The organism is Clostridium sp. 1001275B_160808_H3, assembly GCF_015550425.1.
In the GTDB taxonomy this organism is placed as follows: Bacteria; Bacillota; Clostridia; order Clostridiales; family Clostridiaceae; genus Clostridium.
Map to the genome: position 1 here is coordinate 12,508 of NZ_JADNAT010000022.1, position 25,833 is coordinate 38,340.

Below are 25,833 nucleotides of genomic sequence, written 5' to 3' on the forward strand. Positions count from 1 at the left end.
TACAATAATAAGATAGTTTTAACAAGAATAAGATAGTTTTAGCAAGAAAATGAAAAAAGAATTATAATTTTAGAATATTTTAATATAAATATAATTAGATTAAGAGGTAGTAGCAATGGAAAGCAAATTAATATTGTCAATAGAATCAAGTTGTGATGAAACATCAGCAGCTGTAGTTAAAGATGGAAGAGAAGTATTATCAAATATAATAGCTTCACAAATAGAAACCCACAAAAAATATGGAGGGGTAGTACCTGAGGTTGCATCAAGGATGCATATCGAAGTAGTTAATGGAGTTGTAATGGAGGCATTAGAAGAAGCAGGGGTAAAATTAGAAGATATAAATGCTATTGGTGTTACTTATGGTCCTGGACTAGTAGGAGCATTATTAGTTGGACTACAGTATGCAAAAGGTCTTTCATATTCTTCTAAGAAGCCATTAATAGGTGTAAATCATATTGAAGGCCATATTTGTGCAAATTATATAGAACATAAAGATTTAAAACCACCATTCGTATCTTTAGTAGTTTCAGGAGGACATACTTTCATAGTTCATGTTAAAAATTATGGTGAGTATGATGTTATAGGACAGACAAGGGATGATGCAGCAGGAGAAGCATATGATAAGGTTGCAAGAGCATTAGGATTAGGATATCCTGGTGGACCTAAAATAGATAAATTAGCTAAGGAAGGAAATGAAAATGCTATAGAGTTTCCTAAAGCTAACTTTCATGATGATACATTAGACTTTTCTTTTAGTGGGGTTAAATCAGCTGTATTAAATTATATAAATAAATGTAAGATGCAAGGCATAGAAATAAATAGAGCAGATGTAGCGGCATCTTTTCAGAAGGCAGTTATAGATGTATTAAAGCAAAATGTTTTAAAAACTTGTAAAAAAACTCAGGTTAATAAAATTGCAATAGCTGGTGGTGTAGCATCAAATTCAGCTCTTAGGGAATCTCTTATTAATGCAGCATCTAAAGAAGGAATAGATGTATTATTTCCTTCACCAATACTATGTACAGATAATGCTGCAATGATAGGAAGCGCTGCATACTTTAACTTTATAAAGGGATTAGAAGCACCATTAAATATAAATGCGAAACCCAATTTGAAGCTATGATATATAAGGGGGAAGGGTTAACGTGAAGCTTTTACCACATTCAAATGGAGTCTACAAAGTAAATATGAAAAATAAAATGAAACCAAAGGATATAATAAAAAATACATTATTAGCAATGTTAATAGTAATTATTATAGGTTTTATATATCAAAGAGTAAGTAATTTTATAGCAAAAGAAACTTTGAAGCAAAGAGTAGATTATGCTAGAGTAGATGATAAAAGACTAGATTATAGAACTGATGGAGAAGGTAAATACACTGTTGTATTCGATGGAAATGTTGGAACCAACTTAAATCAGTGGAATTCAATAACAGATAAATTGACATCAGAATATGATGATATAACAACGTTTGTATATAATAGAAGAGGATATGGGTATAGTGATAGTGGAGCATTAAGGACTCCAAAGGAACAAGCAGAAGATTTAAGAATATTACTTAGAAAGGCTGCTGTACCATCTCCTTATATATTGGTTGGTGAAGAATACGGAAGCTTAGTTTTAACTGAATTCGCTAAAGAGTATCCAGATTTAGTAGCAGGAATAGTATTAGTAAATCCATTAGTTGAAGATACAATAAATAGTAGCGAATTCAAAAGAAGCCTTATAATAGAAAAAATAAGAAGAAAGGTAGAGGTACTTGGATCGTCTGTAGGCTTTACAACATTGTTAGATAAGTTTGGAATATCATGTGACATAAATGAATTTGAAAATAAACTAGATGAAAATAATTTACATGAATTTAAAGTACATAGAACAAAAAGTAGTTATACTAGTGCAGTATATAATGAAATAAAGAACATAACCAGTGGTGAAAATAGTAGTCAAACAGATGGTGTATTTGGTGGGAAACCATATTATTTAATAGCAAAAAGTGGACAAGAGCAATTAGCATTACTTGGAGATTCAAATTTGACAAAAGTTTATAATACTAGTTCGGAAAGTAATATTATATCAATGTATGATCCTGATACCGTTATAACAGGAATAAGACAAGTAGTTAAACAAGCTAATGAAATTGAAAGACTAGCCAAAAAGGCACATAAGAATTAAATTACATCAATGTGTCATATAGTTGTCATAGATGTGTCATATAATTGTCACAAAAAAAGGGTATATTAATATCTGTAAAAGGATTTATTAATATAATATCTAGGAGGCGTTTTATGATGAGTGATGATAATATATATGATGTAGAAAATTATGAGGATGTTAATAATACTGGAGGAGATAGTTTAAATTCTACTGTTCAAAATAGTATGAAGGAAGATTTTATCGATGAAGATAAAATACTAGAAAGAAATAATGGGGTTGATTCAAATCAAGGTTATATGAAAAGCTATAATAAAAAGAAGAAAAAGAGTGGTGGATTTAAAATTATAGCAATAGCCCTTATAGCAGGACTTCTAGGGGGAGCACTAGGCGGTGGAAGTATATATTATGCAATGAGAGGTACTGACACTAAACAGCAATCTTCTATAATAACTCCAAATCCTCAGGAATTTGAGACTACTGAAGGTGCACTAACTGCTAGTGAAGCTTTTGAAAAGGTTGCTCCAGCAGTAGTTATAGTATCAGCAAATGGAGTAACTGATTATAGTGGAATAATACCTCAGCAAGTAGATGGAATGGGTTCTGGATTTATAATAAATGAAGAAGGTTATATATTAACAAACTATCATGTTATAGAAGGTGCAAAGGAAGTAGTTGTTACTTTATCAGATGGTAGGGATGTAAAGGCGAAGGTTGTGAATTATGACCAAAATCAAGATATAGCAATGCTAAAATTAAGTGATGATAGCGTTAAGGTTCCAGCAGTAGTACAGCTTGGAGATTCGGATGCATTAAGACCAGGAGAAGAAGTTTTAGCAATAGGAACACCACTTTCTAAAGATTTTAATCAAACTATAACAGGAGGACTTGTAAGTGCTGTTAATAGAACTGTAGAAACAAGTACAGGTGTTAAGTTAAACTTAATTCAAACAGATGCTGCAATTAATCCAGGGAATAGTGGAGGGCCTCTAATAAATACTAGGGGAGAAGTTGTTGGTATAAATACATTAAAAATGTCAGGTGGAGCAGAGGGAATAGGATTTTCAATTCCAATAAATGAAGTTAAAGATAGAATAGATGCATTATCTAAGCCTATATTAAATTTAGGAGTATCAATAAGAGAAGTAGATGAAAAGTTAGCAAAGCAATATGATATGCAAGAAGGACTATATATAGTTGAGGTATCAGAATTCTCACCGGCGGAAAAAGCAGGATTAAAGGGTGGAGATATAATAGTAAAATTTGATGGAGAAAGAATTAAAACCTTTGATGAGTTAAGAGCAATTAGAGATACTAAAAAAGAAGGAGATATAGTTAAAGTAGAAGTAGTTAGAAATGGAGAAAATAAAACTTTTGATGTTCAATTAGAAGCAAAGGAATAATGCATTTAAAATAACTATAATAAAATTTAAATATAGAAGACTAGTTATAGATAAGAGATACGGATGTGAACAAAGTATGACTTATTAAAACTAGTCTTTTTTTATTAAAACGACATAACTTAAAGAACATTTTATAAATAATGGAATAGATTGTATTATATAAAATTTAAATTTAAATTCAAACTTAGGAGGCAAAGTTATGAGCGGAAGAATAACATCATGTGAATTAAAGACAGGATGTAATGAACAAATAGAGGCAATAGTTAGATTACCAGAGGAAAAGAGATCAGTTATATTTGGAACAGTTTTGGACTGTAATAGAATGCCTGTAGTAGATGCGGTTGTTAAGTTATTACAAATTGTTGATGGATGTAGATATCCTTATCCACTAACTCATACTTTTACAGATTGTCACGGACAATTTTTATTAGGACCTTTATGTCCAAATACAAAGTATATGTTAAAGATTTATAAAGATAATATAGTAATAAAATATTCTGAATTAGAAACCTCATCTTATAACGGAAAATGTATAGGTAAACCTGAAAATACAGGAAATCAACCTCCAAAACCATTTCCAGATAAGACATCATGTGGATGCGATTTTTAATTTGACTGAATAATTAAAAGCAAAAAAGAGTTAAGAAAAATATCTTAACTCTTTTTTACTAGTTTGATAATTTGAAATCTGTATTTGTTAATTTAAATATATCTCTAATTCCATCTGTTATGTAAATTTGATTATCTTTAGTAACAAAAATAGCATCTATACCTTCTTGAGTATTAACAAATTTCATACCTTCTTCAACACCCATAGCAAAAACAGAAGTTGATAAGGCATCTCCATCTGAAGACTTATCACTTATTATTGTTATTCCAACAATTTCATTTTCATAAGGATATCCAGTTTTGGGACTTAATATATGATGATATTTGATTCCATCTTTTTCGATATATCTCTCATATATTCCAGAAGTTACTATTGATTTATTCTTTACAGTGATTGTACCAATTATATCTCCACGATCAGAAAATGGATTTTGTATTCCTATTCTCCAAGTGCTGCCATCAACTTTTGTTCCGTGAGCGAATATATTGCCACCTAAATCTATTATAGCGCTTTTAACGCCTTCTTCAGTAAGCATATCTGAAATAACATCCGCAGTATATCCTTTTGCTACGCCACCAAGGTCTATCATCATTCCGTGTTTTTTTAGAAATACAGTACTTTCTTCTTCATTAAGTTCAACATCAGAATACCCTACCAATGGAATTTTGGAATCTATTTCTTCTTGAGTTGGCACTTTTGCTTCAGGTAGACCAATATTCCAAAGTTTAACTATTGGACCAACTGAAATGTCAAATAGACCATTTGAAAGTTTAGCATATTCTAATCCTTTTTTTATGACTGTATATGTATCATAATCTACTTTTACTGGTTCAATTCCTGCAGATTCATTTATTTTATCAACTAATGTACCATTTTCATTAATACTTAAAGTAGATTCTAGTTCCTTGACTTTTTTAAATACATTATCTAATATGCTTTCATCATTGCTATCGTAAAGGGTTACGGTAACTACTGTTCCCATTAGAAGTTCAGTTCTAGTGAGGGGTTCAGCAACTTTGTTATCTTTTGAACAACCGGATAAAATTGTAAGAGAAAAAATTAACAAGATGGATATGGTGAAATAATTTAAATATTTTTTCTTCATAGATATTCCTCCTAAATAATATGTCATTATCTATTATAATTAAAAATCTCAAAAATAACAAAAGACTTTAGGTAAAAAACCTAAAGTCTAATATTAAAAATATTATTTAGCATCTGATAAAGCTTTTTCTGCTAAAGTTTTGAAAGAATCTGTAGTTTTAGTAGCTCCAGTAACTACATCTATAGAAGCAACATCTTGCTTTTCAACTAAAGCATCTTGTAATTTTGGGAAAGCTTCTTCAGGGTTAGTACCGCTTTTTGCTTTCATGTTTGTGTTGTATTCAGCATCGTCTAACTTACTACCTTTTTCGCCAACTTCATCATATTTAACTGTAGCGATTTTTCCATCTTTAACTTCTATTTCGATAGATGCTTGATATCCTCTTTCATCTTTTTCGCCTTTAGCTGAATAATTTCCGTCTTTTAATCCAGATTCCTTAGCTTCTTCTTTATTTCCGCATCCTACAAATACAGTAGTAGCTAATGCAGCAACTGCTAATAAGCTTATAACTCTTCTTGATTTCATAAAAAAATCCCCCTCAAACTTATTTAATTTTTCCATTGAATCTCTTCAATTACTAGATAATTATACACAAAAATATATTGTTTTGGTATTCGATTTGCTTATGATGTATAAGTATAAGTGATGGTGTTAAAAAAATAACAATTAGGTAAAAGCCTTGTATTTAAAGGGGATATATAAAAAAATACCTAAATTCAGGGTAAAAAAATTGTTAAAAAAACAACAAAAAATAATTATGGATATATAGACATATTATAAAATAGTGTATAGAATTAAATATGCTATTTTATAATTATTTAAATGAAGGGATGGGTGCAACATGTCAAAAAATAAGATACTTGTTCTTGGCGCTGGATATGGTGGTGTACATACTGCTAAGAAGCTAGCGAAGAAATATAAGAAAAACAATGATGTGGAAATTACATTAATAGATAGAAATCCATATCATACTTTAATGACAGAATTACATGAAGTTGCAGGGGGAAGAGTTCACCCTGAATCAGTTCAAGTGGAATTATGCAAGATTTTTGGTAAATCAAAGGTTAATGTAGTTACAGATTTTATAGAAAAAGTTGATACTGATAATAAAGTTGTAAAGACTACATACGGAGAATACTCATATGATTACTTAGTAATCGGTACAGGTAGTGAACCTGCATTCTTTGGAGTTCCAGGAGTAAAAGAAAATGGATTTACTTTATGGTCATTTGAAGATGCGTTAAAGATAAGAAAGCATATACAAGACATGTTTGCTAAAGCAAGTCTAGAAAGAAATGCTGCTAAGAGAAAAGAAATGCTTACATTTATAGTAGCTGGATCTGGATTTACAGGAATAGAAATGGCTGGAGAACTTTTAGAGTGGAAGACTAGATTAGCAAGAGAGTATAATGTTGATGAAAGTGAAGTTACTTTAAAAGTAGTTGAAGCTATGGGAACTATCTTAAATATGTTAGATAGAAAACAAGCTGATAAAGCAGAAAAATACATGGTTAAGCATGGAATGGAAATATTAAAGAATTCACCAATAGTTGAAGTTACTGAGAATAAGATAGTGCTTAAGAGTGGTGAAGAAATCAATACAAGAACTTTAATATGGACTTGTGGAATACAAGCAAATCAAGATGCTAAAGAATATGGATTAGATACAGCTAGAGCTGGAAGATTACAAACAAATGAATTCATGCAAGCTGTTGGAAAGAAAGACGTATTTGTAGTTGGAGATATGGCTTATTTTGAAGAAGAAGCTGGAAAGGGAACTCCTCAAATAGTTGAAGCTGCAGTTCAAACAGCAGACACAGTTGTTAAAAATATAGTTGCTTCAATTGAAAATAAAGAAATGCAAAAGTTCCAAGGAAAATATCATGGATTTATGGTTTCAATTGGTGGTAGATATTGTGTTGCAAACTTAATGGGACTTAAGTTATCAGGATTTTTTGCTATGATAATGAAACATTTAGTTAATATCCATTATTTATTTGGTGTAAATGATGTCCATGCAATATATAGCTATTTACAACATGAATTCTTTGCTATGGAAGATAGAAGATCAATAATGAGAGGTCATTTATCATCTAAGGCAAATAGATTATGGTTAGTTCCTCTAAGATTATATATAGGATGTTTATGGTTAATTGAAGGATTAAAGAAATTATTAGGTGAAAGCACATGGGAATCTATGTGGAAAGCTGATAGTATAGGTGATTTCTTTAAGAATATAACTATAGGTTCTGATAGTTGGACTAAAGCTGGAAATATTAAAATGCCATTCGAATGGTTACAACAAGCTACTTCAGGTGCATCAGCAAGTACAGAAACAGCAACAGAATTTGCAACACCAATTCTTAAGGAAGTTCCAGGGTGGTACTCAGCAATAATGCAAATAATGATGCCAAACCCAGAAGTTGCTGTATGGTTCCAAAGAATAGTTGTATTAATAGAAATAGGAATGGGATTATGTTTAATAGCAGGATTGTTTACATTCATATTTAGTGCAGTTTCAGCAGGTATGGTATTAAACTTTATTTTATGTGCTATGGCTGGTTGGGATATTTTATGGTACTTCTTTGGTTCAATTGCATTAATGGGTGGTGCAGGTAGAACATTTGGCTTAGATTACTATATAATGCCGTGGATTACAAGGATTGCAGATAATTTCTGGCATGGTAAGAAAAAACCAATGTACAAAAATGTATAGAAATCAATAGAGTAAAGTATTATAATATTTAATAATAATTTTATAAGGTAGAGTTTTTACTCTACCTTATAACATATAGAACTATATTACAAATTCATCCAATTGTATTATAATGGAGATGATCAGGTTATGTTTAAGAAGTTAGATTTTGTTATAATAGCAGTACTAATGCTATTATCCTTTCTTCCAGAAATTATTTTAGGTGCATCGGTAGGTAAGGGTTACAATAATACATATGCAGAAATAACAGTTTCAGGAAGAATATACAAGACAATACCTTTATCTGAACATAAGGGTGAAGAAACAATTGAAGTAAAAACTAAAGATGGGATTAATGTTATAAAGATAAGGGATAATAAAATAGGTATAATTGAGGCAGACTGTCCTGATAAAGTTTGTATGAATCCTGAATATATAGAAAAACCAGGACAAAGTTTAGTATGTCTTCCGCATAAGGTTATGGTAGAAATAAAAGGGAAGATAGATGATGATATTATACTATCACATTAAGGAGGAGCTATGAAAAGAACTAATAGAATTGTATATATAGGATTATTAGTAGCTCAGGCCTTAGTTTTACATATTATTGAGCGAATGATCCCTGTACCTTTTGTAACACCAGGTGCTAAATTAGGATTGGCCAACTTAATTACTGTTATTGCTTTATATACCTTAGATAGTAAAAAAGATGCTTTTTTAGTATTATTTTTGAGACTTACCTTAGGAACTATGTTTGGAGGAAACTTATCATCATTTATGTATAGTGCGGCTGGAGGAATCTTAAGCTTTGGTGCAATGAGTATCGTAAAGGACTTATTTAAGGATAAAGTTAGTATTATAGGTGTAAGTTCGTCAGGAGCAATATTTCATAATGTTGGGCAATTAATAATTGCGTCTCTAATAGTTAAAAATATAGGAGTTATGCTATATTTGCCTATATTATCTACTGTGGGTATAGTTACAGGTATTTTTATTGGAATAGCTGCAAATTATATTGTGGCACACTTAAAGAAGTTACCAATGTTTAGATAGTAGTAAATGAAATTATATAAGGTGAATTTAAAAATATATTTTAAATTTAAGTTTAAAAATAAAAAATATAGAAGATATAAATAATATTTTTTATAAAAAAATCTATAGGAAATTGATGATATTTAAGTAAGACTGGAATTTAGAAATTTATATAAGAAATTAAGCACTATAGAACTTAGATTTGATGTTTTGTTTAAATAGGTTAATTAGTTAGTAATAATATTATTAGCTATATAGATTATATATAAAACTATATTGACAAGGTGAAAATACTAAGTCTATGATTTAGACTATCACTAAGAAGGTGGATTTTAATGGACAATATTTGGAATAATTATCCTCAAATAAAACAAGAGCTTGTTGGTGTATTAGACTTAATGAAAAAGAATGTTAGATGCAAGGACAAGAGAATTGAAAACTCTATAATAGAATTGATAGAATCAGGTGGTAAGTTATTAAGGCCTGCTTTTGTTTTAATAGGATCAAAATTTGGTGACAATGATATAGAGAAATCTATTCCAACTGCAGCGGTGATTGAAATGTTACATATGGCGACATTGGTACATGATGATGTAATAGATGATTCAAAACTTAGAAGAGGGCAAGAAACTATCCAATCTAAATATGGAAAGGATTATGCTGTATATATAGGTGATTATCTTTTCTGCGTATGCTTTAAAATTTTAGCTACCAATAATTCGCTACAAGCTATAAAAGTAGATTCAAGAGCAATGTCAAAAATTTGTATGGGGGAAGTAAATCAACTGAATTCTAGATTTTCTATGAATTTATCTGTAAAAGATTATTTAAGTAGAATTTCAGGAAAAACTGCAGAATTATTTTCAATTTCATTATATTTAGGAGCAGCAGAATGTAATGCTGATGATAAGATAAGTAAGGAACTTGGAAAAATAGGACATAATTTAGGTATGGCTTTTCAGATAATAGATGATATCTTAGATTATGAAGGAAATGATAAGAGTATTAAAAAGTCTGCAGCAAATGATTTAAAGCAAGGAATATATACTATTCCGTTAATTTATGCATATAAAAATAATAAAGCAGCATTTAATGATATTTTAGGAAAAGACTTTTATACTGAAGATGAAATAAGTAATATAGTGAACTTAGTAAAAGAAAACGATGGAATAAAAATGGCTAAAGAGTTGGCTGAAAAATACATGAAAAAATGTTTTAAAGGAATTGATAAGCTTCCTAATAATGAATATAAAAATATATTGAAGGAAATAGCAGAATGGCTATTACTTAGAACATATTAAAGGGTTACTAAATTAAGTAGCCCTTTAACATATTTTTTAGTGATTTTATAAATTCAGAATTTATTTTATAAAATGAATTTAAATAATTTATGTATAAAGGAAGTGAAATAGAAAAATTCTCAATTTGTATTCTTTTTATGTTAGTTGTTGAGCAGTAATTATTATATATGCTCATTGGAACAAAAGTAACGGCTTTACTAGATAAGACTCCGTTTAATGCTGAAAAATATGAATTAGTACTATATAGTATATTTAAATTATCTAGATTTTTTTCAGTGCAATTTAAAGCTGAAGATAATGATTGTTTTAAGCAAGTTTTATCTGAAGTAAATATTATAGGCAAATCAAATAGCTGATCTTTTGTTATAGTGTTTATTGGAAAATTAGCGTCAGATATCAAAACGATTTCATCGGATCCTATTTGTTTTGTAACAATTCCTTCATGCTCTTCAGGTTTTTTATAGCATATATAGATATCACATATATTATTTAGTAAGTTCGTATTTGTACAACATTCTATAGTATTAAGATTTATTGTATAGGAACTATATACCTTTTTTAATTTTGATATGATAACAGGTAAAATAGTTAGGCTAATTGATTCTACAGCTTCAATTGATATGTACTTCTTTTTATTGATAGAATTCAATAGTTCCTCTTGCATTTTATTATAAGCACTAAGTATAGATTCACAATACTTGAATAAAATTTCTCCTTCAGGAGTCAGGCTAACACCTTTATTACTTCTATTTAATAATTTTACATTTAGATTGTTTTCTAATTTTAATATTTGTTGGCTTAGTGCAGATTGTGATATATGTGCATTTTTGGCTACAGTAGAAATACTTTTTGAGTTAGCAACTTGAAAAAAATAATTTAAACTATCTATATGCATAACAATCTCCTATCTAATATTTTATATATTTAATTATTATAGTATAATAATTATTAAAAAGCAAAGTTATTTGAGACTATTGAAGCTAGAGTTATGCTGTATTATTAATTATATATTAGGATGTGATTAGGATGAAAATTAAAAGAAGGCTGTTGATATATCTAATAATAATTATATTTACTGTATTGATGGTAAATAAGCTAGTAATTAACACAAATGATCATACAATAAAAGGAAATATAAGCATATGGGTTGAAGATAAATATTATTCATATTTTACTTCTATTGCAAAAGAGTTTGAGGAAAATAATAAAAAGGTTAGCATCAAAATCGTAAGTGTAAAAAAAGAAGATTATCTATATAAAATAATAAATACCTCTCCAAATGAATCACCTAATATAGTTCATTTAGATTTTAATGAGTTAAATATAATAAGAGATAGAATAAATTTCACCAATGAGAATAAAGAAATAATTGATACATATAATAAAAATTTTAATAATACTAGACTAGAAGAAGTAAAAATAAATGATAATTATTATGCAATCCCTTTTACATCTAATCCAATAGCTTTATATCTAAGAAGTGATATTCTAAAAAAGTTTGGATATAAGGTTGAGGACATTAATACCTGGGGAAATTTAATCGATATTGGTAAAGATATTTATACTAAGAGTAATGGAGATATAAATATATTTTCTAGCCAAGATAAAGAAAATATAAGACTTTTGTTATCTGCACAATTGGTTGATTATGAAGAGAAAAACTATGAAAATAATGAGATTAACGATATCATAAATTCAATATATAATGAATCTTTTATAAATGACAATAATTATCTTTGTAGAATTTCATCTATAGATTTTTATTCAGAATTAATTAACCAAGCTATAGATGGAGTTTGGGAGTGTAAAAATCCACCAAGTTTTAATATAGGTGAAAATAAATTTTATGATATAGGTGGTGAAAACTTAGTAGCTTTAAATATTGAAGATAATAAGGAAGTAATAAAGAGTTTCATTTCATATGCGTCAACTAACAAGGAGTTATTATCAAAGGAAATGTTTGAGTGTAACTTTGTACCTAGTTCTTTATACTCTTTAAGAACGAAGTACATAAGTAAAGAATGTGAGAAATTAGAAGGAAGCAGCCCTTTCCTAATATTAAGTAATATAGTTGAAAGGGCTCCAGAAATAAAAAATTATGATAAATTTAATGAAATAATATACAACTTATATAATTAGAGCTTAGCGATTTCCCTATAAGCTTCCAATGTTTTAATAGCAGTTTGTCTCCAAGAAAATTGGAGACTTCTTTTATACCCTTTTTTTGATAATTCCTCTTTTAAATTATTATCATTTAATAAATTTAATAGAGATTCTTCTAGCTCTGTTCTGCTAGAAGGGTCTATTAATATACATGAATCACCAGTAACCTCAGGAATTGATGTTATATTAGAGGTTATAACTGGAGTCATACAACTCATTGCTTCTAAAGGAGGAAGACCAAACCCTTCATAGAAAGAAGGGTAAACAAAAGCTTCAGCTCCATTATATAAAGTTGGAAGAAGACAATCGTCAATAAATCCTGTAAATATTATATTTTCATTAGATGGTAGTGAATTTGCAAGTTCAACAAGCTTCTTTCCTTCATCTTTAAGTGAACCAGCTAAAAGTAATATGTGGGGCTCATTCAAATCTTTATATATCTTATCAAAAGCTAAAATAAGTTCTCTAGCATTTTTACGTAAACTGAATCCACCTATGTATAGTATATAGGGCTTGTTGAAGTTAAATTTTTCCTTAATGTAGTTTTTACAATAAGCTTTATCAAGTGGTTTGAAATTTGAATTTGCTGCTAAAGGCGTAACGAATACCTTTTCTTCAGGAATATGATTGAAAAATTTTAAAATATCCTTTTTAGAATATTCAGAGACTGTAAGTATTCCTTTAGAGTTATCAATTATAGAAGGCATATTTTTTAAAAATCTTTCTAAATATCCTCGACCAGTAGTTTCAGGTAAAATGTATGGAATTAGGTCATGTATTGTGACTATACAATTATTTTCATAATTTTCGCAAAGACCAATTCCGTTTTGAGGAATATGATGAAGATCTATTTTATTATTTTTAATAAAGTTTGGAAAATAATAATTTTCATAAAATCCACCATGTCTTCTTGATGTGAAGATGATTTGGCTATTTTTTCTTTTATAGCTATCATAATTTTTTCCTGTCCAAAATAATGAATACTCATTTTCTTTATCTATATTAAGCAATTCTCTAACAAGATTTTCAGTATAAGTACCAATACCACTACCATTGTATAAGGTAATTCCTCTAGCATCTATAGATATTTTCATACTAATCCTCCTAAATTATCTTATATATTTATAGATATTATTAATTTTTTTTTATATAACAGAATATTAATAATAATTTAATTATGTGATAGTAAACACAATAAAATATAGACTTTCATATAATGGCATTGAGTAATTATTAAGGAGAATTTTATGGATATTTCATATATAAAAAAAGAAATTGAATCTAATTATCCATTAAAAATAATAAGTATAGAAAAAGTTAAAAATAGCTATAGAATTAAAACAGATGATGAGGAGTATGGTATTAAAGTAATTAAATATCAATTTCCTCATTTTTATTTTATTTTTTCAGCAATAAATCATTTAAAAAAACGTGGATTTAATAATATACCGGAAATAATAAATACCAATGAAAATTTGGGTTATGTAAAGCTTGGAAGTAGTTATGCATATCTAAATAGATGGATCGATTGTAAAAAATGTGATTATAGGAATTCGGAGGAATTGAAGCTAGCAGCACAGAAGCTAGGGGAGCTACATAAATGTAGTGAGGGATTTACAACAAGTAATATTATGAGACCGAGGATAGGTTGGTTTTCTTGGATAAAGGTATTTGAAACTAGATGTGATGAAATATTAGATTTTAAGAAAAGAATTTATCAAAAGGCATATAAATCTGAATTTGATGAAGTATATTTAAGAGCTATAGATGAAGAATTAGAAAGAGGTAAGAGAGCTATAGAAGAATTAAAGATGAATAGATATACAGAAATTATGGAAAAAGAGGTATTTAAGCGTGGCTTTTGTCATCATGACTATGCAAATCATAACGTATTAATAGATACGAATGGTGAATTAAATATTATAGACTTTGATTATTGTTTATTAGACACTCATATACATGATTTAGCATCATTGTTAATTAGGTGTATGAAAGATGGTAATTGGAGTAATGATAAAGCTCAGCTTGTATTAAATAGTTATTCAAAAACACACTCTTTATATGAAGAAGAGTTAAAAATTATAAAAGGGTTCATTAGATTTCCACAAGGGTTTTGGCAAATAGGATTACAATATTATTGGGAACAGCAGCCTTGGGGAGAAGAGTTTTTATTAAATAAGATAAATAAATATTTAAAAGATAGAAATGAAAGAGAAAAGTTTGTAGATAACTTTATTTGATAGAGGTGATGAGATGCAAAAGTTAGAGCTAAAATCATATTTAGAAGAAAGAGATATTTATATATTAAATGGAAAGATAAATAGAACAAAAGAACAAAAGATAAAAAATATATTTAATCAAATTGAGAATATAGTTTTATTCCATAATAGAATGGGTGAATATAAGGAAAATTTATTACCTAGGATTGGAGCAGCAATAGGCAGAGAAATTGATAATTATAACTCTCAAATAATTTTAATAGGTAAGTATATAAAATCAATTGAGAATAAAAGTAACTTAAATTCAATTGATTTCTATTTAATAAGAAATGGAGAAATGTTATTAAATAGGGGAAGAAAAGCATTAAGCCATGTATACTCTAACAATTACAGAAAATTAATATATAGGAGTATGAAAAATTATGAAGTTTGCTTAAGTAGGGTTGATGAAAATAATTTAGTTGTAGAAGATAATAATAAAATATTTATAGGGACAATAAAATATTTAACATACAATCTTAAGGAACATGATATATATTCATATATAAAGAAAATTAAAAGGAAGGATATGGAGTTTAGCATAGAGGAAGTAATAGATTATTATATTGAAATTGCTAATTTGGAAAGCGATAGTAAGCAATATTTAAGGGCTTTATGTTCATATCCAAACGAAGAATTTAAAGTGTTAGAGAGGTATATCCTGAAAAAGATAGATACAAATGAAGATGGAATCTTAGAGTTGTTATATAAAGCTAAAAATATGGATAGTAAATGCTTAATAATTTAATGGGGGATTTTCGAGTATGAATAAATTTAGATATGTAGATAGAGATATATTATGCCAATATGATTTGAATGAGGAGTTTTTTGAAAAATTAAATCTAGAAATTGAGGATATAATACCTCTGAGAAAAGTATTTGTTTTATTAACAAATGAAGGCAAGAAGATTTTAAAGCTTACTGACTCAAGCGAAGAAAGAATAAGATTTATCAGTGAAGCTTTAAATTATATATCAAAGGAATATGATAGTGTACTTAGTTATTATGAAAGTAAAGAGGGGGAAATAACTTATAAATTTGCTTCTAATAATTATGTTTTATTAAACATGATAGAAGGAAGAGAAGCAACATTTACTAACCCTGTTGAAGTTGAAATGTGTGCTAAAAGTATAGCTAATATGCATAATGCATCAAAAGGAATATTTAATAAATTAAGTACAGAAATAGTTAAAGGGAATTTAGGAGAATATTTACCGTACCAATTTAGTAAGGCAAAAGAAGATTTAATTAATATTAAGGAGTATGTTTTAAGGTTTAGGTATAAAAATGAATTTGATAAAGTATTCTTAGAACATGTTGATAGTAATATTAATCAAATACAAAAATCTATAGAACTTCTGGCTATGTGTGAATATAATTCAATGCTAGAGGATTTTAATAAAAGGGTTCTATGTCATAATGATTTAGCACACCATAATTTTATTATTGATGGAGATAATGTTAAAATAATAGATTTTGATTACTGTAAGATAGATACTAGAGCAGTAGATATAGCAAATTACTCAATAAAAGTAATAAAAAATAGTTGCTATGATTTAAATAAGTTCAAATTAATTTTAGATTCGTATAATTCCATAGAAAAATTAAGTAAACAAGAAATTAAACTTATATATGCAATTATTAGTTTCCCAAAAGATTTTATAACAATATCAAGAGATTATTACTATAAACAAAAGAAATGGGATTATGAAGTTTTCTTTAATAGATTAAAAGATAAAATTGGTAATGAAAATCATAGACAAGATTTTATTGAAAATTTTATAACTGAAATGAGTGAATATTTTTATTAATAAATAAAAGGACATCATATTTTTGTGGTTTGATGTCCTTTTAATTTGGATATATTAAGAGTTAGTGATTCTTTCATAAGCCTTAAGTGTTGATTTGGCAGTTATATTCCATGAATACTTGGAACTGTTTATTAGTCCTTGATTAATCATCCTTGTCTTAAGATCAGTATCGTATAAAACTTTTTCTATCCCAGATTTTAGAGCATCTATATCGTAAGGATTAATTAGCAAAGCTGAGTCATAACAGATTTCTGGAAGAGAAGTCACGTTAGATGCTATAACTGGGGTACCACAAGCCATTGCTTCTAATGGAGGTAAACCAAATCCCTCATAGAATGAAGGATAGGCTAATAATTCAGATGCATTATAAAAAATAGGTAATTTTTCAAGAGGGATAAAATCGGTAAAAATAACATCATCTTCTATATTAAGATCTACAGTTCTCTTTTTATATATGTCATATGAAATTCCTTTTTTACCTGTTATAACTAGCTTAAGATTTTTTTTTCTAGTTCTAGAAAGAAGAGAAAATGCTTCTATTAAGCCCACTATATTTTTTCTAGGACTAAAACCACCTACATAAAGAATAAAATCATCTTTTATATCATATTCTTCTTCAATAATTTTTTTGCATTGACACTTATTCAAAGGTCTATATATATCCTCAGCAGCAAGATGTGTAACAAAAATTTTATCCTCAGGAAAATTAAATTCTTTTGATATATCTTGCTTTGAAAATTCAGAAACGGTTAATATACCATCACAATCATTTATGATTTTAGGAAGTTCATTATTAAATATATATAAATAACGATCACTAACTGTTTCTGGCATTCTCAATGGGATTATATCATGCAAAGTAATAGTTTTATGACAATTTATGTTTTGAGAAAGACCAACACCATTTTGAGGGACGTGGTAGATATCTATATTAGTATCATTTAAAATGTTAGGAACTCTAACTTCATCCCAAAAATTAGAATTCGAAGTGGCCTTTACTGATTCAACTTTGAAATTGTCACTTAAATCTAGAGCTGAATTTTCAGGTAGAAAAACTAAGTAGTCATTAAGTTTATCAACCTTATTTATACTATTTATAAGTTGATAAGTATATGTGCCAATTCCAGTCCCTCTATACCATTTTGCAGCTCTGCCATCTATGCCTATCTTCATGATTTAATCCTTTCACATTGTTTTTAATTTATTATATTAAATATAGGAATAAAATGTTAATAAAAGAATACATATAGTCATATAAATATAAAGGGGGTGAGCGTTATGATGAGAGAATTTGAAATAGAAAGACAATTTGACGTGAAAATTGAGGTTTTAAAAGCAAATAAAGGAGTATATTATTTAAAGACTAATAAGGGTGAAAGATGTTTAAAGAAGATTAATTATGGTCCTCAAAAGCTATTATTTGTTTACGGAGCTAAGGAACATTTAATAAATAATGGTTTTAAGGGTGTTGATAGATATTTTTTAAACATAGATGGGGAACCATATGCCCTAGTTAATGAAGATCTTTATACACTATCTGAATGGATAGAGGGTAGAGAATGCGATTTTCATAACATAGACGAGGTGAAATTAGCAGCAAAAACTCTTGCTAGCTTGCATGAGGCATCAAAAGGATATGATCCTCCAGAAAATTCTAAGCTAAAGAGTGACTTGGGTAGATGGACTCACCTTATGAATAAAAGAATAAAGTCCTTTGATAAAATGAGAGATATGGTAAGAAAGAAAAATAATAAAAATAATTTTGATTTACTATATTTAAAATCAATGGAATTCTATAAAGAGATAGGTAAAAAAGCTTTAAAAACATTAGAGGAATCAGAATATATGAAGTTATGTGAAATAGCAGAAAATGATAAAAGTTTTTGCCATCATGACTTCACATATCATAATATAATTTTGGATGAAAACAATAATTGTAATGTAATTGATTTTGATTACTGTAAAAGAGAAATAAGGACTTTTGATATTTCTAATTTTATGATAAAAGTTCTAAAAAGAGTTGATTGGGATATAAATTTTGCAAATGCAATTATAGAATCATATAATGAAGTTTCACCACTTTTAGATAGTGAATACAAGGTATTATATGCGTATTTACAATTTCCACAAAGATATTGGAGACTAGCTAATAGATATTATTATAATGAAGTTAACTGGGGGCAAAATACTTTTGGAAACAAAATTGAATCTATAATAAATGAACAAGAAGCTATGCTTAAGTTTTTAGAAGAATTTAAAAAAGAGTACAAGTTAGATTAAAAAAAGTGCCATGTGCACTTTTTTTATGTACAAATAAATAAAATTCGACATAGGATAATATAAAGTAATAAACTAAGAGGGAAAAATGGAGATAGGTGATTTAGTAGTTAGGAAATCATATGATAAGGATATTACATTCAAAATAATAGATATTAAAGAAGATGAAGATGGTAATCCTGTTTATGTATTAAAAGGTATTAGTATAAGAATTATAGCTGATTCCAAAAAAGAAGATTTAGAAGAAGTGGATGGACAATATGTAGGAGCAAAAGAAAAGATATTAAATACCAGGGTAGATGAAGCTATAAAGAAGGCTGTATCAATGAGAGGTGATACAGAAGCTATTAATATGATTAATAACTTAACAAGGGGGAGTAAGTCCTCTAAAGCACAGCAAAATAAAGAGTTGATATTTGGTAGGCCGGGAAAAATACTTCACATAGATGGTGATAGTGAGTATCTTGAAATGTGCCTTAAGGTTTATAAGCAGTTGTCTTTAGAGGCTGTAGGTAGAGCAATTCCTGAAAGGAAACAACCAGAGTTAATTGTTGACTTAGTTAAAGAAATTAAACCAGATATAGTTGTTTTAACTGGACATGATAGTGTTCTAAGAGTAACAGACGATTATTTGAATCTAGATAATTATAGAAATTCAAGATATTATATAGAGGCAGTAAAAGCTTTAAGAAATTATAATTCTAGCTATGATGAATTAGTAATTTTTGCAGGAGCATGTCAAAGCTGTTATGAATGTATGTTAGATGCAGGGGCTAATTTTGCAAGTTCGCCTAATAGGGTATTAATCCATTGCCTAGATCCTGTATTTGTGTGTGAAAAAATAGCATATACAAGAATTGATAAGGTTGTATCGATAACAGATGTTATAGATAATACAATTACAGGAACAAAAGGAATTGGGGGTTTACAAACAAGAGGTAAATATAGAGAAGGATACCCAAGATCACCATATATATAAATATTTATTTATTAAAAATCTACTGAAAACGCAGTGGGTTTTTATTTTTAGACTAAAATATGACTTATTTATTAATTATACAAATAAAATGTATAAAAAAACAAAAGATAGATATACTAATAAATGTATAAAAGATCACTAAAAAGGTAAAAGTTTACATTGACAACTTGCATCAAAGGTGATAAAATATAAATTTTACTTGACAAAAAGTGGGTTTGGGTGTATAATATTATTTAGAAAGAAGGTGTTTATGTGGAAAAAGTAAAGACTATCGCCGCTATAAAGAGGGATATAGAAGACCATATAGGAGATAAAGTAACTCTGAAGGCAAACGGTGGGAGAAAAAAAATCCTAGTAAACAACGGAGTAATAGAAAGTGCTCACCCAAGCATTTTTGTAGTAAGACTAGAAAATGATATTCAAAGAACAGTAACATACAGCTATTCAGATGTATTAACTAAGACAGTACAATTATATTTTGCTTTATAGAGAATAGAGCTTCTTTTAATGGAAGCTCTATATTTTTTTATTTTTATAAAAAAAAAGAAAGATGGTGGGTTTCCATCTTTCAACTATGGTATAAAAGGGTATTGAGAATTTATGAGAGGTTATATGGTCAATAACCTCTTTTATAATACGACATATTTTATTATATGTCAACATATTATTTAAAAAAACAGAAAAAAATCTTAGGCAATTATTATAATTCGACATATATTTAGATAAACAATCCTATAATGTAAATAAGAGTAATTAAAATGTTGAAATTTGATTTTTTTATTTTAGCAATATTTTAGTTAAGCATGAATAAATATATATAGTCATAAATATATATAATACTAGGTATTGTATGGGAGGGATTATATGTCACAAATAGATGTAATAAAAGAAGTCGTTCACTATGAACAATTACTTAGAGAAAATTTAACTAATCATGTACTAAAGGGAGAATATCTAATAAGAGATTCACAATATCCTGATATGAAAGAAGTATTGGGAGTAGATGCAAAAGCTACCATAACTAATAAGGAAATTCTTGGAGACAAGATTATGGTAGAAGGGCAATTAAATTATATAGTATTTTATTTACCAAAGGATGAAACTATAACAGATTCACCATCAAATAAAATACATTCAGTTGTTTTTACTGATAAATTTGCCAACTATCTTGATCTTAATAGTGATGAACATAATATATTATGCGACGTTGAGTGCGAGATAGAACATATTGAAGCTGATTGGATGAATGAAAGAAAGGTAGGTATTGATGGTATATTGACCCTAAGATGGGAAGTATATAAAAATGGTGAATTTGAATACGTAAAGGATATTGAAGGTAAAGAAGATATACAAATTAAGAAAAAGGATGAAGTTATTAACGGTGTAAAGGGAGAAAAAGAAGTTGATTTAATAGGTAAATCTATGCTTAAAGTAACTATGGATAAACCTGAAATTGAAGAAGTTTTAAAATGTGCTATGAATGTTCATAAAAAAGAAATTAAGATTGTAGAAGACAAGGTATATGTTGGTTGCTATTGTAGAATTGAGGTATTATATAAAGGTAAAGAAAATAAAGAACTTATAACTTTACAAGATGATGTTTATCTATCAAAAGAAGAAGAAATGCCTGGTATATCAAGTGATATGATTAGTTCATTAAACTTAAATATTAAAGATCAACAATGTGCAATTAATTTAGATGACTTAGGAGAAAATAGAGTAGTAGACATAGAGTTCTTGGTTAAAGGAAGAGTTAAAGTTTATTCAAAAGATAAGATTGAAATGTTAAAGGATGCATACTGTCCAACTATGAATATTGATCTTGAAAAAGATGATAAAGAGTTCGGAGCTATACATTCAATAACAAACACAGAGGCTATGGCTAAAGATAATATAGAGTTAAAAAATGAAGAAGATAGATTAGAACAGATAATATGTGTAACTGGTCATCCTATTGTTACAGACAAAATGGTTGAAGATGACAAAGTTAAAGTTGAAGGGGTAGTTAAAGTATCTGTTATTTATAGACTTGTAGGTGAAGAATTAAATTATGGTATGGTAACAGGAGAAGTTCCATTTATTACGGCTGCAGATATAAAAGGTAGTAAAAAAGGAATGAATGCATTAATAAAGATATCTCTAGAAACTTTGGATGCTAGCATAGAAGGAAACTCGATTTCTATAAGAGCTAATGTTGGACTTACTATAAAGGTTTGTCATAAAGTAAATAAAGAATGTGTAATAGATGTTGTTGAAGGACCTGCTGAAATTAAAGAAAAAAAATCATCAATAACTATATATGTTGTTGGTGAAGGTGATACTTTATGGGACTTAGCAAAGAAATATAATACAACTATGGATGAATTAAATAAATTAAATGAATTAGATGGAAATGAAAACATAAAACAAGGCGATAAATTAATAATACCGGGAAGAGCTATATTTTAATTCTTAATAATTAAAGTATTTAATAATGATTATAGAATAGATTTCTATTTATTCTATAATCATTATTTTTTTAGTGGAATTGGTAATTGCATCTTATAGTGAATAATATTTTGCTAGGGTGGATAAAATAAGGAATGCATAAGATAAGAGGTGAGAAAATGGCAGAAAAAATTAAAGGCGATTTAATAATAATCGGAGGAGCAGAAGATAAAGAAGGCGATAAAGAAATATTAAAAAAAGTATGTAACTCCATAGATAAAGAAAAAGACAATATTTTAATTGCTACAATAGCAACAGAATATCCAACAGAGGCATTGGAAAAATACACAAAAGTATTTAAGCAGTTAGGCGTTATCAACATAAAAGGTTTAAATATAAAAGAGAGAGCCGATTCTTTAAATGAAGAAAATATAAATCTTGTAAAAGAAGCACAACTTATATTCTTTACGGGTGGAGATCAATTACGTATAACAAGTTTAGTAGGGGGAACACCTATTTATGATTCATTAAAAGAGGCAAGTTCCAGAGGTTGTATAATAGTAGGCACATCTGCAGGAGCTTCTGTTATGAGTGATACTATGGTGGTTAAAGGAGATGATGATGAATCTCCAAGAAAATGTACTTTAAAAATGGCTCCTGGGCTTGGGTTCGTAAAGGGAATAATGATAGATCAACATTTTGCGCAAAGAGGTAGAATTGGAAGATTACTAACAGGTATAGCGCAAAATCCAGAGGTTCTAGGGATTGGTATAGATGAGGATACAGCTATAGTAGTGAGAGATAGTGGAATAGCACAAGTTATTGGAACTGGTGCTGTATATTTTTTGGATGCTAGAAATATAACACATAGCAATGTATCCGAACAATTTTATGATGAAGTATTAAGTATGTTTAACGTAAATTTACATGTGTTAAAAGAAGGAGATAGATTTAATCTACTAACGAAGTTACCTTTTGAGGAGGAAAATAATAAAGATGAAGATAATAGAGACTAAGGTCTTTAAGGGAAAAAACATCTATTCCTATAAAAAATGTATGAAAGTAGATGTTGATTTAGAAGGGTATTCTGAAATACCGAGTAAAGACATAGAAGATTTCAATGATAATATTATTAATATGATTCCAGAATTAAATACACATAGATGTGGAATTGATGAAGAAAGAGGATTTGTAAAAAGGTTAATAGAAGGAACATACTTAGCTCATATATGTGAGCATATGGCTATAGCGATACAAAATAAAATAGGAATTGATGTACACTATGGTAAAGCAAGAGAGGTAGAAGGCGATCATTATTATATAATTTGTCAATATATATATGAAGAGGTAGGTATAGAAAGTATAAAGTTAGCAGTTGATATAATAAATGCGTTAATAAATAAAATACCTATAAATTATGATGAAAGAATAGAGCTATTAAAATGTATTTTGAGAGATGAATCAATGGGACCTAGTACAAAATCGATATGTGATTATGCTCAAAAAATAGGATTACCAGTTATCAGTCTTGGGAGCGGAAATTTTCATCAAATAGGATATGGGAAACAAGGAAGAATAATTGAAGCTTCTATAGGAGCTAATACAAATTGTGTATCTGTTGATATTTCTTGTGATAAACTGTTAACAAAAGAATTGTTAAGTAACCAGGGCATTCCTGTTGCAAAAGGTTTAAGAGTTAAAAATATAATAGATTTATTAAGGGCTGCAGAAGAAATAGGATATCCTGTAGTGTTAAAACCTCAATATGGTAATCAGGGAAAGGGTGTAGTTCTTAATATTAAAAATGAAAAAGAATTATTAAATGTATATAAAACACTTAAAGATAAATTTAAAAATTTAATGATAGAAAAATATTATAAAGGAAATGATTTTAGAGTTTGTGTAGTTAATTATAAAGTTGTAGCTGCATCACGCAGAATGCCTCCTTATGTAGAAGGAAATGGAATCAATACGGTAATTGAACTTATAGATAAATTGAATCAAAACCCTGAAAGAGGGGAAGATCATGAAAAGTATTTAACAAAAATAAAGATTGATGAAGAAGTAATTAAATGTATAAATGAACAAGGAAAAGAATTAGATGATATTTTAACTTCTGGAGAAACTATATTTTTAAGGAAAAATGCTAATTTATCAACTGGTGGAGAAGCTATAGATTATACAGATGAAATATGTGAAGAAAATATAAATCTATGTATAAGAGCTGCTAAAACTTTAAATTTAGATATATGTGGAATAGATATATGTGCAGAAGATATATCCAAACCTATATATAACAGCGGAATAATAATGGAGGTAAATGCTGCCCCAGGGCTTAGAATGCATTTAAATCCAAGTAAGGGTATTTCGAGAGATATAGGTAAAGAAATAGTTAATATGCTATATAATGATAAGCCACACAATATACCTGTTGTATCAATTACAGGTACCAATGGAAAAACAACAACAACAAGGGTAATAAGCCATACTTTAAGCAAAATGGGGTACTGTGTGGGAATGACAAGTACTAGCGGAATATATATAAATGATGAATGTATTGATAGTGGTGATGATACAGGGTTTGAAAGTGCCAAATCTGTTTTACTAAATCGTGATGTTGATGTAGCTGTTTTAGAAACTGCAAGAGGTGGGATAATTAAAAAAGGCTTAGCTTATGATTTAGCTGATGTAGCAGTAATTACTAATATTAGAGAAGATCACCTAGGCATTGATGGAATAAATAGCATGGAAGAACTATGCTATGTAAAATCATTAGTTGGAGAAGTAGTTAAAGAGGATGGATATGTTGTATTAAATGCAGATGATTATTGGAGTAAATCTATATTAGATAGAATAAAAGCTAATATAATATTCTTTAGTAAGGATTCAAATAATCCACTATTAAAACAAAGCAAAATAAGTAATATATCTGTTTATTTAGAAAATGATGATATTGTAGTTTCTAACAATGGAAAGAAATATGTGATATGTGGTATAAAAGAAGTACCAATAACTTTAGATGGAAAATTATCCTTTAACATTGAAAATACTTTGGCAATATGTGGAGCTTTAGTGGGAATGGGAATAGACTACTGTATGATAAAAAATGGAATTACAACTTACCTATTAAACTCACATAAAAATTCAGGTAGATTTAATTGTTATGATGTAAATGGTATAAATGTCATATTGGACTATGGGCATAATGTGGATGGATATAATTCAGTTCTATCTGCTGTGAAAGAAATCAATAATGGGATGTTGTACGGAGTAATAGGCATTCCAGGAGATAGAAGCAATGAGACAGCTAAAGAAATAGGAAGAATAGCATCTAAATATTTAGATTATAGTATAGTAAAAGAAGATAAAGATTTGAGAGGAAGAAAGCAAGGGGAAATCGCCCAATTAATAGTTGATGGTATGCGAAGCAGTAGTGATAGAAAGAAATATGAGGTTATATTAAGGGAAGAAGATGCATTTGAAAAAGCACTTAATATGGCTAATAGTGGGGATACGGTAATAGTATTTTTTGAAGATATGAAACCATTAGTAAATATTATAAATAAATTTTCTAGTTACAGAGAAGAAAGAAATATATCTAATATCTAAGCTTCAA

Annotated in this window: 23 protein-coding genes; 18 read left to right on the forward strand and 5 right to left on the reverse strand. The window is 28.4% G+C overall.

All coding sequences use genetic code 11. The features are described from left to right. Positions 1-115 precede the first annotated feature (115 nt). The 4 genes from tsaD to I2A75_RS14560 all read left to right on the forward strand — a co-directional run bounded on the left by tsaD (position 116) and on the right by I2A75_RS14560 (position 4,169). Complete coding sequence (gene tsaD / locus I2A75_RS14545; RefSeq protein ID WP_195265804.1) at positions 116-1,126, forward strand: tRNA (adenosine(37)-N6)-threonylcarbamoyltransferase complex transferase subunit TsaD; 1,011 nt, start codon at positions 116-118, stop codon at positions 1,124-1,126. Positions 1,127-1,148: 22 nt separating this feature from the next. Next, entirely contained in the window at positions 1,149-2,177 is a 1,029-nt protein-coding gene (locus tag I2A75_RS14550; RefSeq protein ID WP_195265806.1) for an alpha/beta hydrolase, read from the forward strand. Between the two features lie 113 nt (positions 2,178-2,290). After that, positions 2,291-3,559 (forward strand): trypsin-like peptidase domain-containing protein, encoded by a 1,269-nt coding sequence (locus I2A75_RS14555; RefSeq protein WP_243242182.1) that lies wholly within the window; start codon positions 2,291-2,293, stop codon positions 3,557-3,559. Positions 3,560-3,758: 199 nt separating this feature from the next. Next, on the forward strand, positions 3,759-4,169 hold the full coding sequence (locus tag I2A75_RS14560) for a carboxypeptidase regulatory-like domain-containing protein (protein WP_195265808.1): 411 nt from the start codon (positions 3,759-3,761) through the stop codon (positions 4,167-4,169). Positions 4,170-4,227: 58 nt separating this feature from the next. Here I2A75_RS14560 and I2A75_RS14565 read toward each other — a convergent pair whose 3' ends face one another. Further along, positions 4,228-5,274 (reverse strand): FAD:protein FMN transferase, encoded by a 1,047-nt coding sequence (locus tag I2A75_RS14565; protein WP_195265810.1) that lies wholly within the window; start codon positions 5,272-5,274, stop codon positions 4,228-4,230. A 102-nt stretch (positions 5,275-5,376) separates the two neighbouring features. After that, complete coding sequence (locus I2A75_RS14570) at positions 5,377-5,799, reverse strand: FMN-binding protein (RefSeq protein WP_195265812.1); 423 nt, start codon at positions 5,797-5,799, stop codon at positions 5,377-5,379. Positions 5,800-6,115: 316 nt separating this feature from the next. Here I2A75_RS14570 and I2A75_RS14575 point away from each other — a divergent pair, with 316 nt between their 5' ends. From I2A75_RS14575 to I2A75_RS14590, 4 genes are all read left to right on the forward strand, one after another. Next, on the forward strand, positions 6,116-7,990 hold the full coding sequence (locus I2A75_RS14575) for an FAD-dependent oxidoreductase (RefSeq protein WP_195265814.1): 1,875 nt from the start codon (positions 6,116-6,118) through the stop codon (positions 7,988-7,990). Between the two features lie 129 nt (positions 7,991-8,119). Next, the gene (locus I2A75_RS14580; protein WP_195265816.1) at positions 8,120-8,500 is read left to right on the forward strand and encodes a NusG domain II-containing protein; all 381 of its coding nucleotides are present in this window, start codon (positions 8,120-8,122) and stop codon (positions 8,498-8,500) included. A 9-nt stretch (positions 8,501-8,509) separates the two neighbouring features. After that, entirely contained in the window at positions 8,510-9,022 is a 513-nt protein-coding gene (locus tag I2A75_RS14585) for a Gx transporter family protein (RefSeq protein WP_195265818.1), read from the forward strand. Between the two features lie 314 nt (positions 9,023-9,336). Then, positions 9,337-10,302: a polyprenyl synthetase family protein gene (locus I2A75_RS14590; protein ID WP_195265820.1), complete on the forward strand. Its 966-nt coding sequence runs from the start codon at positions 9,337-9,339 to the stop codon at positions 10,300-10,302. A gap of 7 nt (positions 10,303-10,309) precedes the next feature. Here I2A75_RS14590 and I2A75_RS14595 read toward each other — a convergent pair whose 3' ends face one another. Beyond that, positions 10,310-11,197 (reverse strand): LysR family transcriptional regulator, encoded by an 888-nt coding sequence (locus I2A75_RS14595; protein WP_195265822.1) that lies wholly within the window; start codon positions 11,195-11,197, stop codon positions 10,310-10,312. 131 nt (positions 11,198-11,328) lie between these two features. On the opposite strand from I2A75_RS14595, the gene I2A75_RS14600 reads away from it, so the two are divergent. Continuing rightward, positions 11,329-12,441, forward strand: a complete 1,113-nt coding sequence (locus I2A75_RS14600) for an ABC transporter substrate-binding protein (RefSeq protein WP_195265824.1) — start codon at positions 11,329-11,331, stop codon at positions 12,439-12,441. Here I2A75_RS14600 and I2A75_RS14605 read toward each other — a convergent pair. Then, positions 12,438-13,559 (reverse strand): glycosyltransferase family 1 protein, encoded by a 1,122-nt coding sequence (locus I2A75_RS14605; RefSeq protein WP_195265826.1) that lies wholly within the window; start codon positions 13,557-13,559, stop codon positions 12,438-12,440. The genes I2A75_RS14600 and I2A75_RS14605 overlap by 4 nt on opposite strands. 153 nt (positions 13,560-13,712) lie before the next feature. Here I2A75_RS14605 and I2A75_RS14610 point away from each other — a divergent pair, with 153 nt between their 5' ends. Genes I2A75_RS14610 through I2A75_RS14620 form a run of 3 tightly spaced genes read left to right on the forward strand, consistent with a single transcriptional unit; the run spans position 13,713 to position 16,534 of the window. Further along, positions 13,713-14,705 (forward strand): CotS family spore coat protein, encoded by a 993-nt coding sequence (locus I2A75_RS14610; protein WP_195265828.1) that lies wholly within the window; start codon positions 13,713-13,715, stop codon positions 14,703-14,705. A gap of 13 nt (positions 14,706-14,718) precedes the next feature. Then, positions 14,719-15,471 carry a hypothetical protein gene (locus I2A75_RS14615; RefSeq protein ID WP_195265830.1) on the forward strand — a complete coding sequence of 251 codons (753 nt, stop codon included), beginning with the start codon at positions 14,719-14,721 and terminating at the stop codon, positions 15,469-15,471. 16 nt (positions 15,472-15,487) lie between these two features. Then, positions 15,488-16,534, forward strand: coding sequence for a CotS family spore coat protein (locus tag I2A75_RS14620; RefSeq protein WP_195265832.1), 1,047 nt, complete (start codon positions 15,488-15,490; stop codon positions 16,532-16,534). Positions 16,535-16,588: 54 nt separating this feature from the next. Here I2A75_RS14620 and I2A75_RS14625 read toward each other — a convergent pair whose 3' ends face one another. Continuing rightward, positions 16,589-17,707, reverse strand: coding sequence for a glycosyltransferase family 1 protein (locus I2A75_RS14625; RefSeq protein ID WP_195265842.1), 1,119 nt, complete (start codon positions 17,705-17,707; stop codon positions 16,589-16,591). Between the two features lie 105 nt (positions 17,708-17,812). Here I2A75_RS14625 and I2A75_RS14630 point away from each other — a divergent pair, with 105 nt between their 5' ends. The 6 genes from I2A75_RS14630 to cphA all read left to right on the forward strand — a co-directional run bounded on the left by I2A75_RS14630 (position 17,813) and on the right by cphA (position 25,826). Next, positions 17,813-18,814: a CotS family spore coat protein gene (locus I2A75_RS14630; protein ID WP_195265845.1), complete on the forward strand. Its 1,002-nt coding sequence runs from the start codon at positions 17,813-17,815 to the stop codon at positions 18,812-18,814. Between the two features lie 85 nt (positions 18,815-18,899). Beyond that, on the forward strand, positions 18,900-19,790 hold the full coding sequence (gene yabG / locus I2A75_RS14635; RefSeq protein WP_195265847.1) for a sporulation peptidase YabG: 891 nt from the start codon (positions 18,900-18,902) through the stop codon (positions 19,788-19,790). Positions 19,791-20,042: 252 nt separating this feature from the next. After that, positions 20,043-20,279 carry a Veg family protein gene (locus I2A75_RS14640; RefSeq protein WP_008676552.1) on the forward strand — a complete coding sequence of 79 codons (237 nt, stop codon included), beginning with the start codon at positions 20,043-20,045 and terminating at the stop codon, positions 20,277-20,279. A 375-nt stretch (positions 20,280-20,654) separates the two neighbouring features. Then, positions 20,655-22,238, forward strand: a complete 1,584-nt coding sequence (locus I2A75_RS14645) for an SPOCS domain-containing protein (protein WP_195265849.1) — start codon at positions 20,655-20,657, stop codon at positions 22,236-22,238. A gap of 158 nt (positions 22,239-22,396) precedes the next feature. Then, the gene (locus I2A75_RS14650) at positions 22,397-23,233 is read left to right on the forward strand and encodes a cyanophycinase (RefSeq protein ID WP_195265895.1); all 837 of its coding nucleotides are present in this window, start codon (positions 22,397-22,399) and stop codon (positions 23,231-23,233) included. Beyond that, positions 23,214-25,826 (forward strand): cyanophycin synthetase, encoded by a 2,613-nt coding sequence (gene cphA / locus I2A75_RS14655; protein ID WP_195265851.1) that lies wholly within the window; start codon positions 23,214-23,216, stop codon positions 25,824-25,826. Before I2A75_RS14650 ends, cphA begins: the two co-directional genes overlap by 20 nt. Positions 25,827-25,833: the final 7 nt, after the last annotated feature.

Excerpts from the sequence above, each read along its gene's own strand:
- tsaD (WP_195265804.1), top strand. The coding sequence starts at position 116 with ATGGAAAGCAAATTAATATTGTCAATAGAATCAAGTTGTGATGAAACA.
- I2A75_RS14555 (WP_243242182.1), top strand. The coding sequence starts at position 2,291 with ATGATGAGTGATGATAATATATATGATGTAGAAAATTATGAGGATGTT.
- I2A75_RS14560 (WP_195265808.1), top strand. The coding sequence starts at position 3,759 with ATGAGCGGAAGAATAACATCATGTGAATTAAAGACAGGATGTAATGAA.
- I2A75_RS14565 (WP_195265810.1), bottom strand. The coding sequence starts at position 5,274 with ATGAAGAAAAAATATTTAAATTATTTCACCATATCCATCTTGTTAATT.
- I2A75_RS14570 (WP_195265812.1), bottom strand. The coding sequence starts at position 5,799 with ATGAAATCAAGAAGAGTTATAAGCTTATTAGCAGTTGCTGCATTAGCT.
- I2A75_RS14575 (WP_195265814.1), top strand. The coding sequence starts at position 6,116 with ATGTCAAAAAATAAGATACTTGTTCTTGGCGCTGGATATGGTGGTGTA.
- I2A75_RS14580 (WP_195265816.1), top strand. The coding sequence starts at position 8,120 with ATGTTTAAGAAGTTAGATTTTGTTATAATAGCAGTACTAATGCTATTA.
- I2A75_RS14585 (WP_195265818.1), top strand. The coding sequence starts at position 8,510 with ATGAAAAGAACTAATAGAATTGTATATATAGGATTATTAGTAGCTCAG.
- I2A75_RS14590 (WP_195265820.1), top strand. The coding sequence starts at position 9,337 with ATGGACAATATTTGGAATAATTATCCTCAAATAAAACAAGAGCTTGTT.
- I2A75_RS14595 (WP_195265822.1), bottom strand. The coding sequence starts at position 11,197 with ATGCATATAGATAGTTTAAATTATTTTTTTCAAGTTGCTAACTCAAAA.
- I2A75_RS14600 (WP_195265824.1), top strand. The coding sequence starts at position 11,329 with ATGAAAATTAAAAGAAGGCTGTTGATATATCTAATAATAATTATATTT.
- I2A75_RS14605 (WP_195265826.1), bottom strand. The coding sequence starts at position 13,559 with ATGAAAATATCTATAGATGCTAGAGGAATTACCTTATACAATGGTAGT.
- I2A75_RS14610 (WP_195265828.1), top strand. The coding sequence starts at position 13,713 with ATGGATATTTCATATATAAAAAAAGAAATTGAATCTAATTATCCATTA.
- I2A75_RS14615 (WP_195265830.1), top strand. The coding sequence starts at position 14,719 with ATGCAAAAGTTAGAGCTAAAATCATATTTAGAAGAAAGAGATATTTAT.
- I2A75_RS14620 (WP_195265832.1), top strand. The coding sequence starts at position 15,488 with ATGAATAAATTTAGATATGTAGATAGAGATATATTATGCCAATATGAT.
- I2A75_RS14625 (WP_195265842.1), bottom strand. The coding sequence starts at position 17,707 with ATGAAGATAGGCATAGATGGCAGAGCTGCAAAATGGTATAGAGGGACT.
- I2A75_RS14630 (WP_195265845.1), top strand. The coding sequence starts at position 17,813 with ATGATGAGAGAATTTGAAATAGAAAGACAATTTGACGTGAAAATTGAG.
- yabG (WP_195265847.1), top strand. The coding sequence starts at position 18,900 with ATGGAGATAGGTGATTTAGTAGTTAGGAAATCATATGATAAGGATATT.
- I2A75_RS14645 (WP_195265849.1), top strand. The coding sequence starts at position 20,655 with ATGTCACAAATAGATGTAATAAAAGAAGTCGTTCACTATGAACAATTA.
- I2A75_RS14650 (WP_195265895.1), top strand. The coding sequence starts at position 22,397 with ATGGCAGAAAAAATTAAAGGCGATTTAATAATAATCGGAGGAGCAGAA.
- cphA (WP_195265851.1), top strand. The coding sequence starts at position 23,214 with ATGAAGATAATAGAGACTAAGGTCTTTAAGGGAAAAAACATCTATTCC.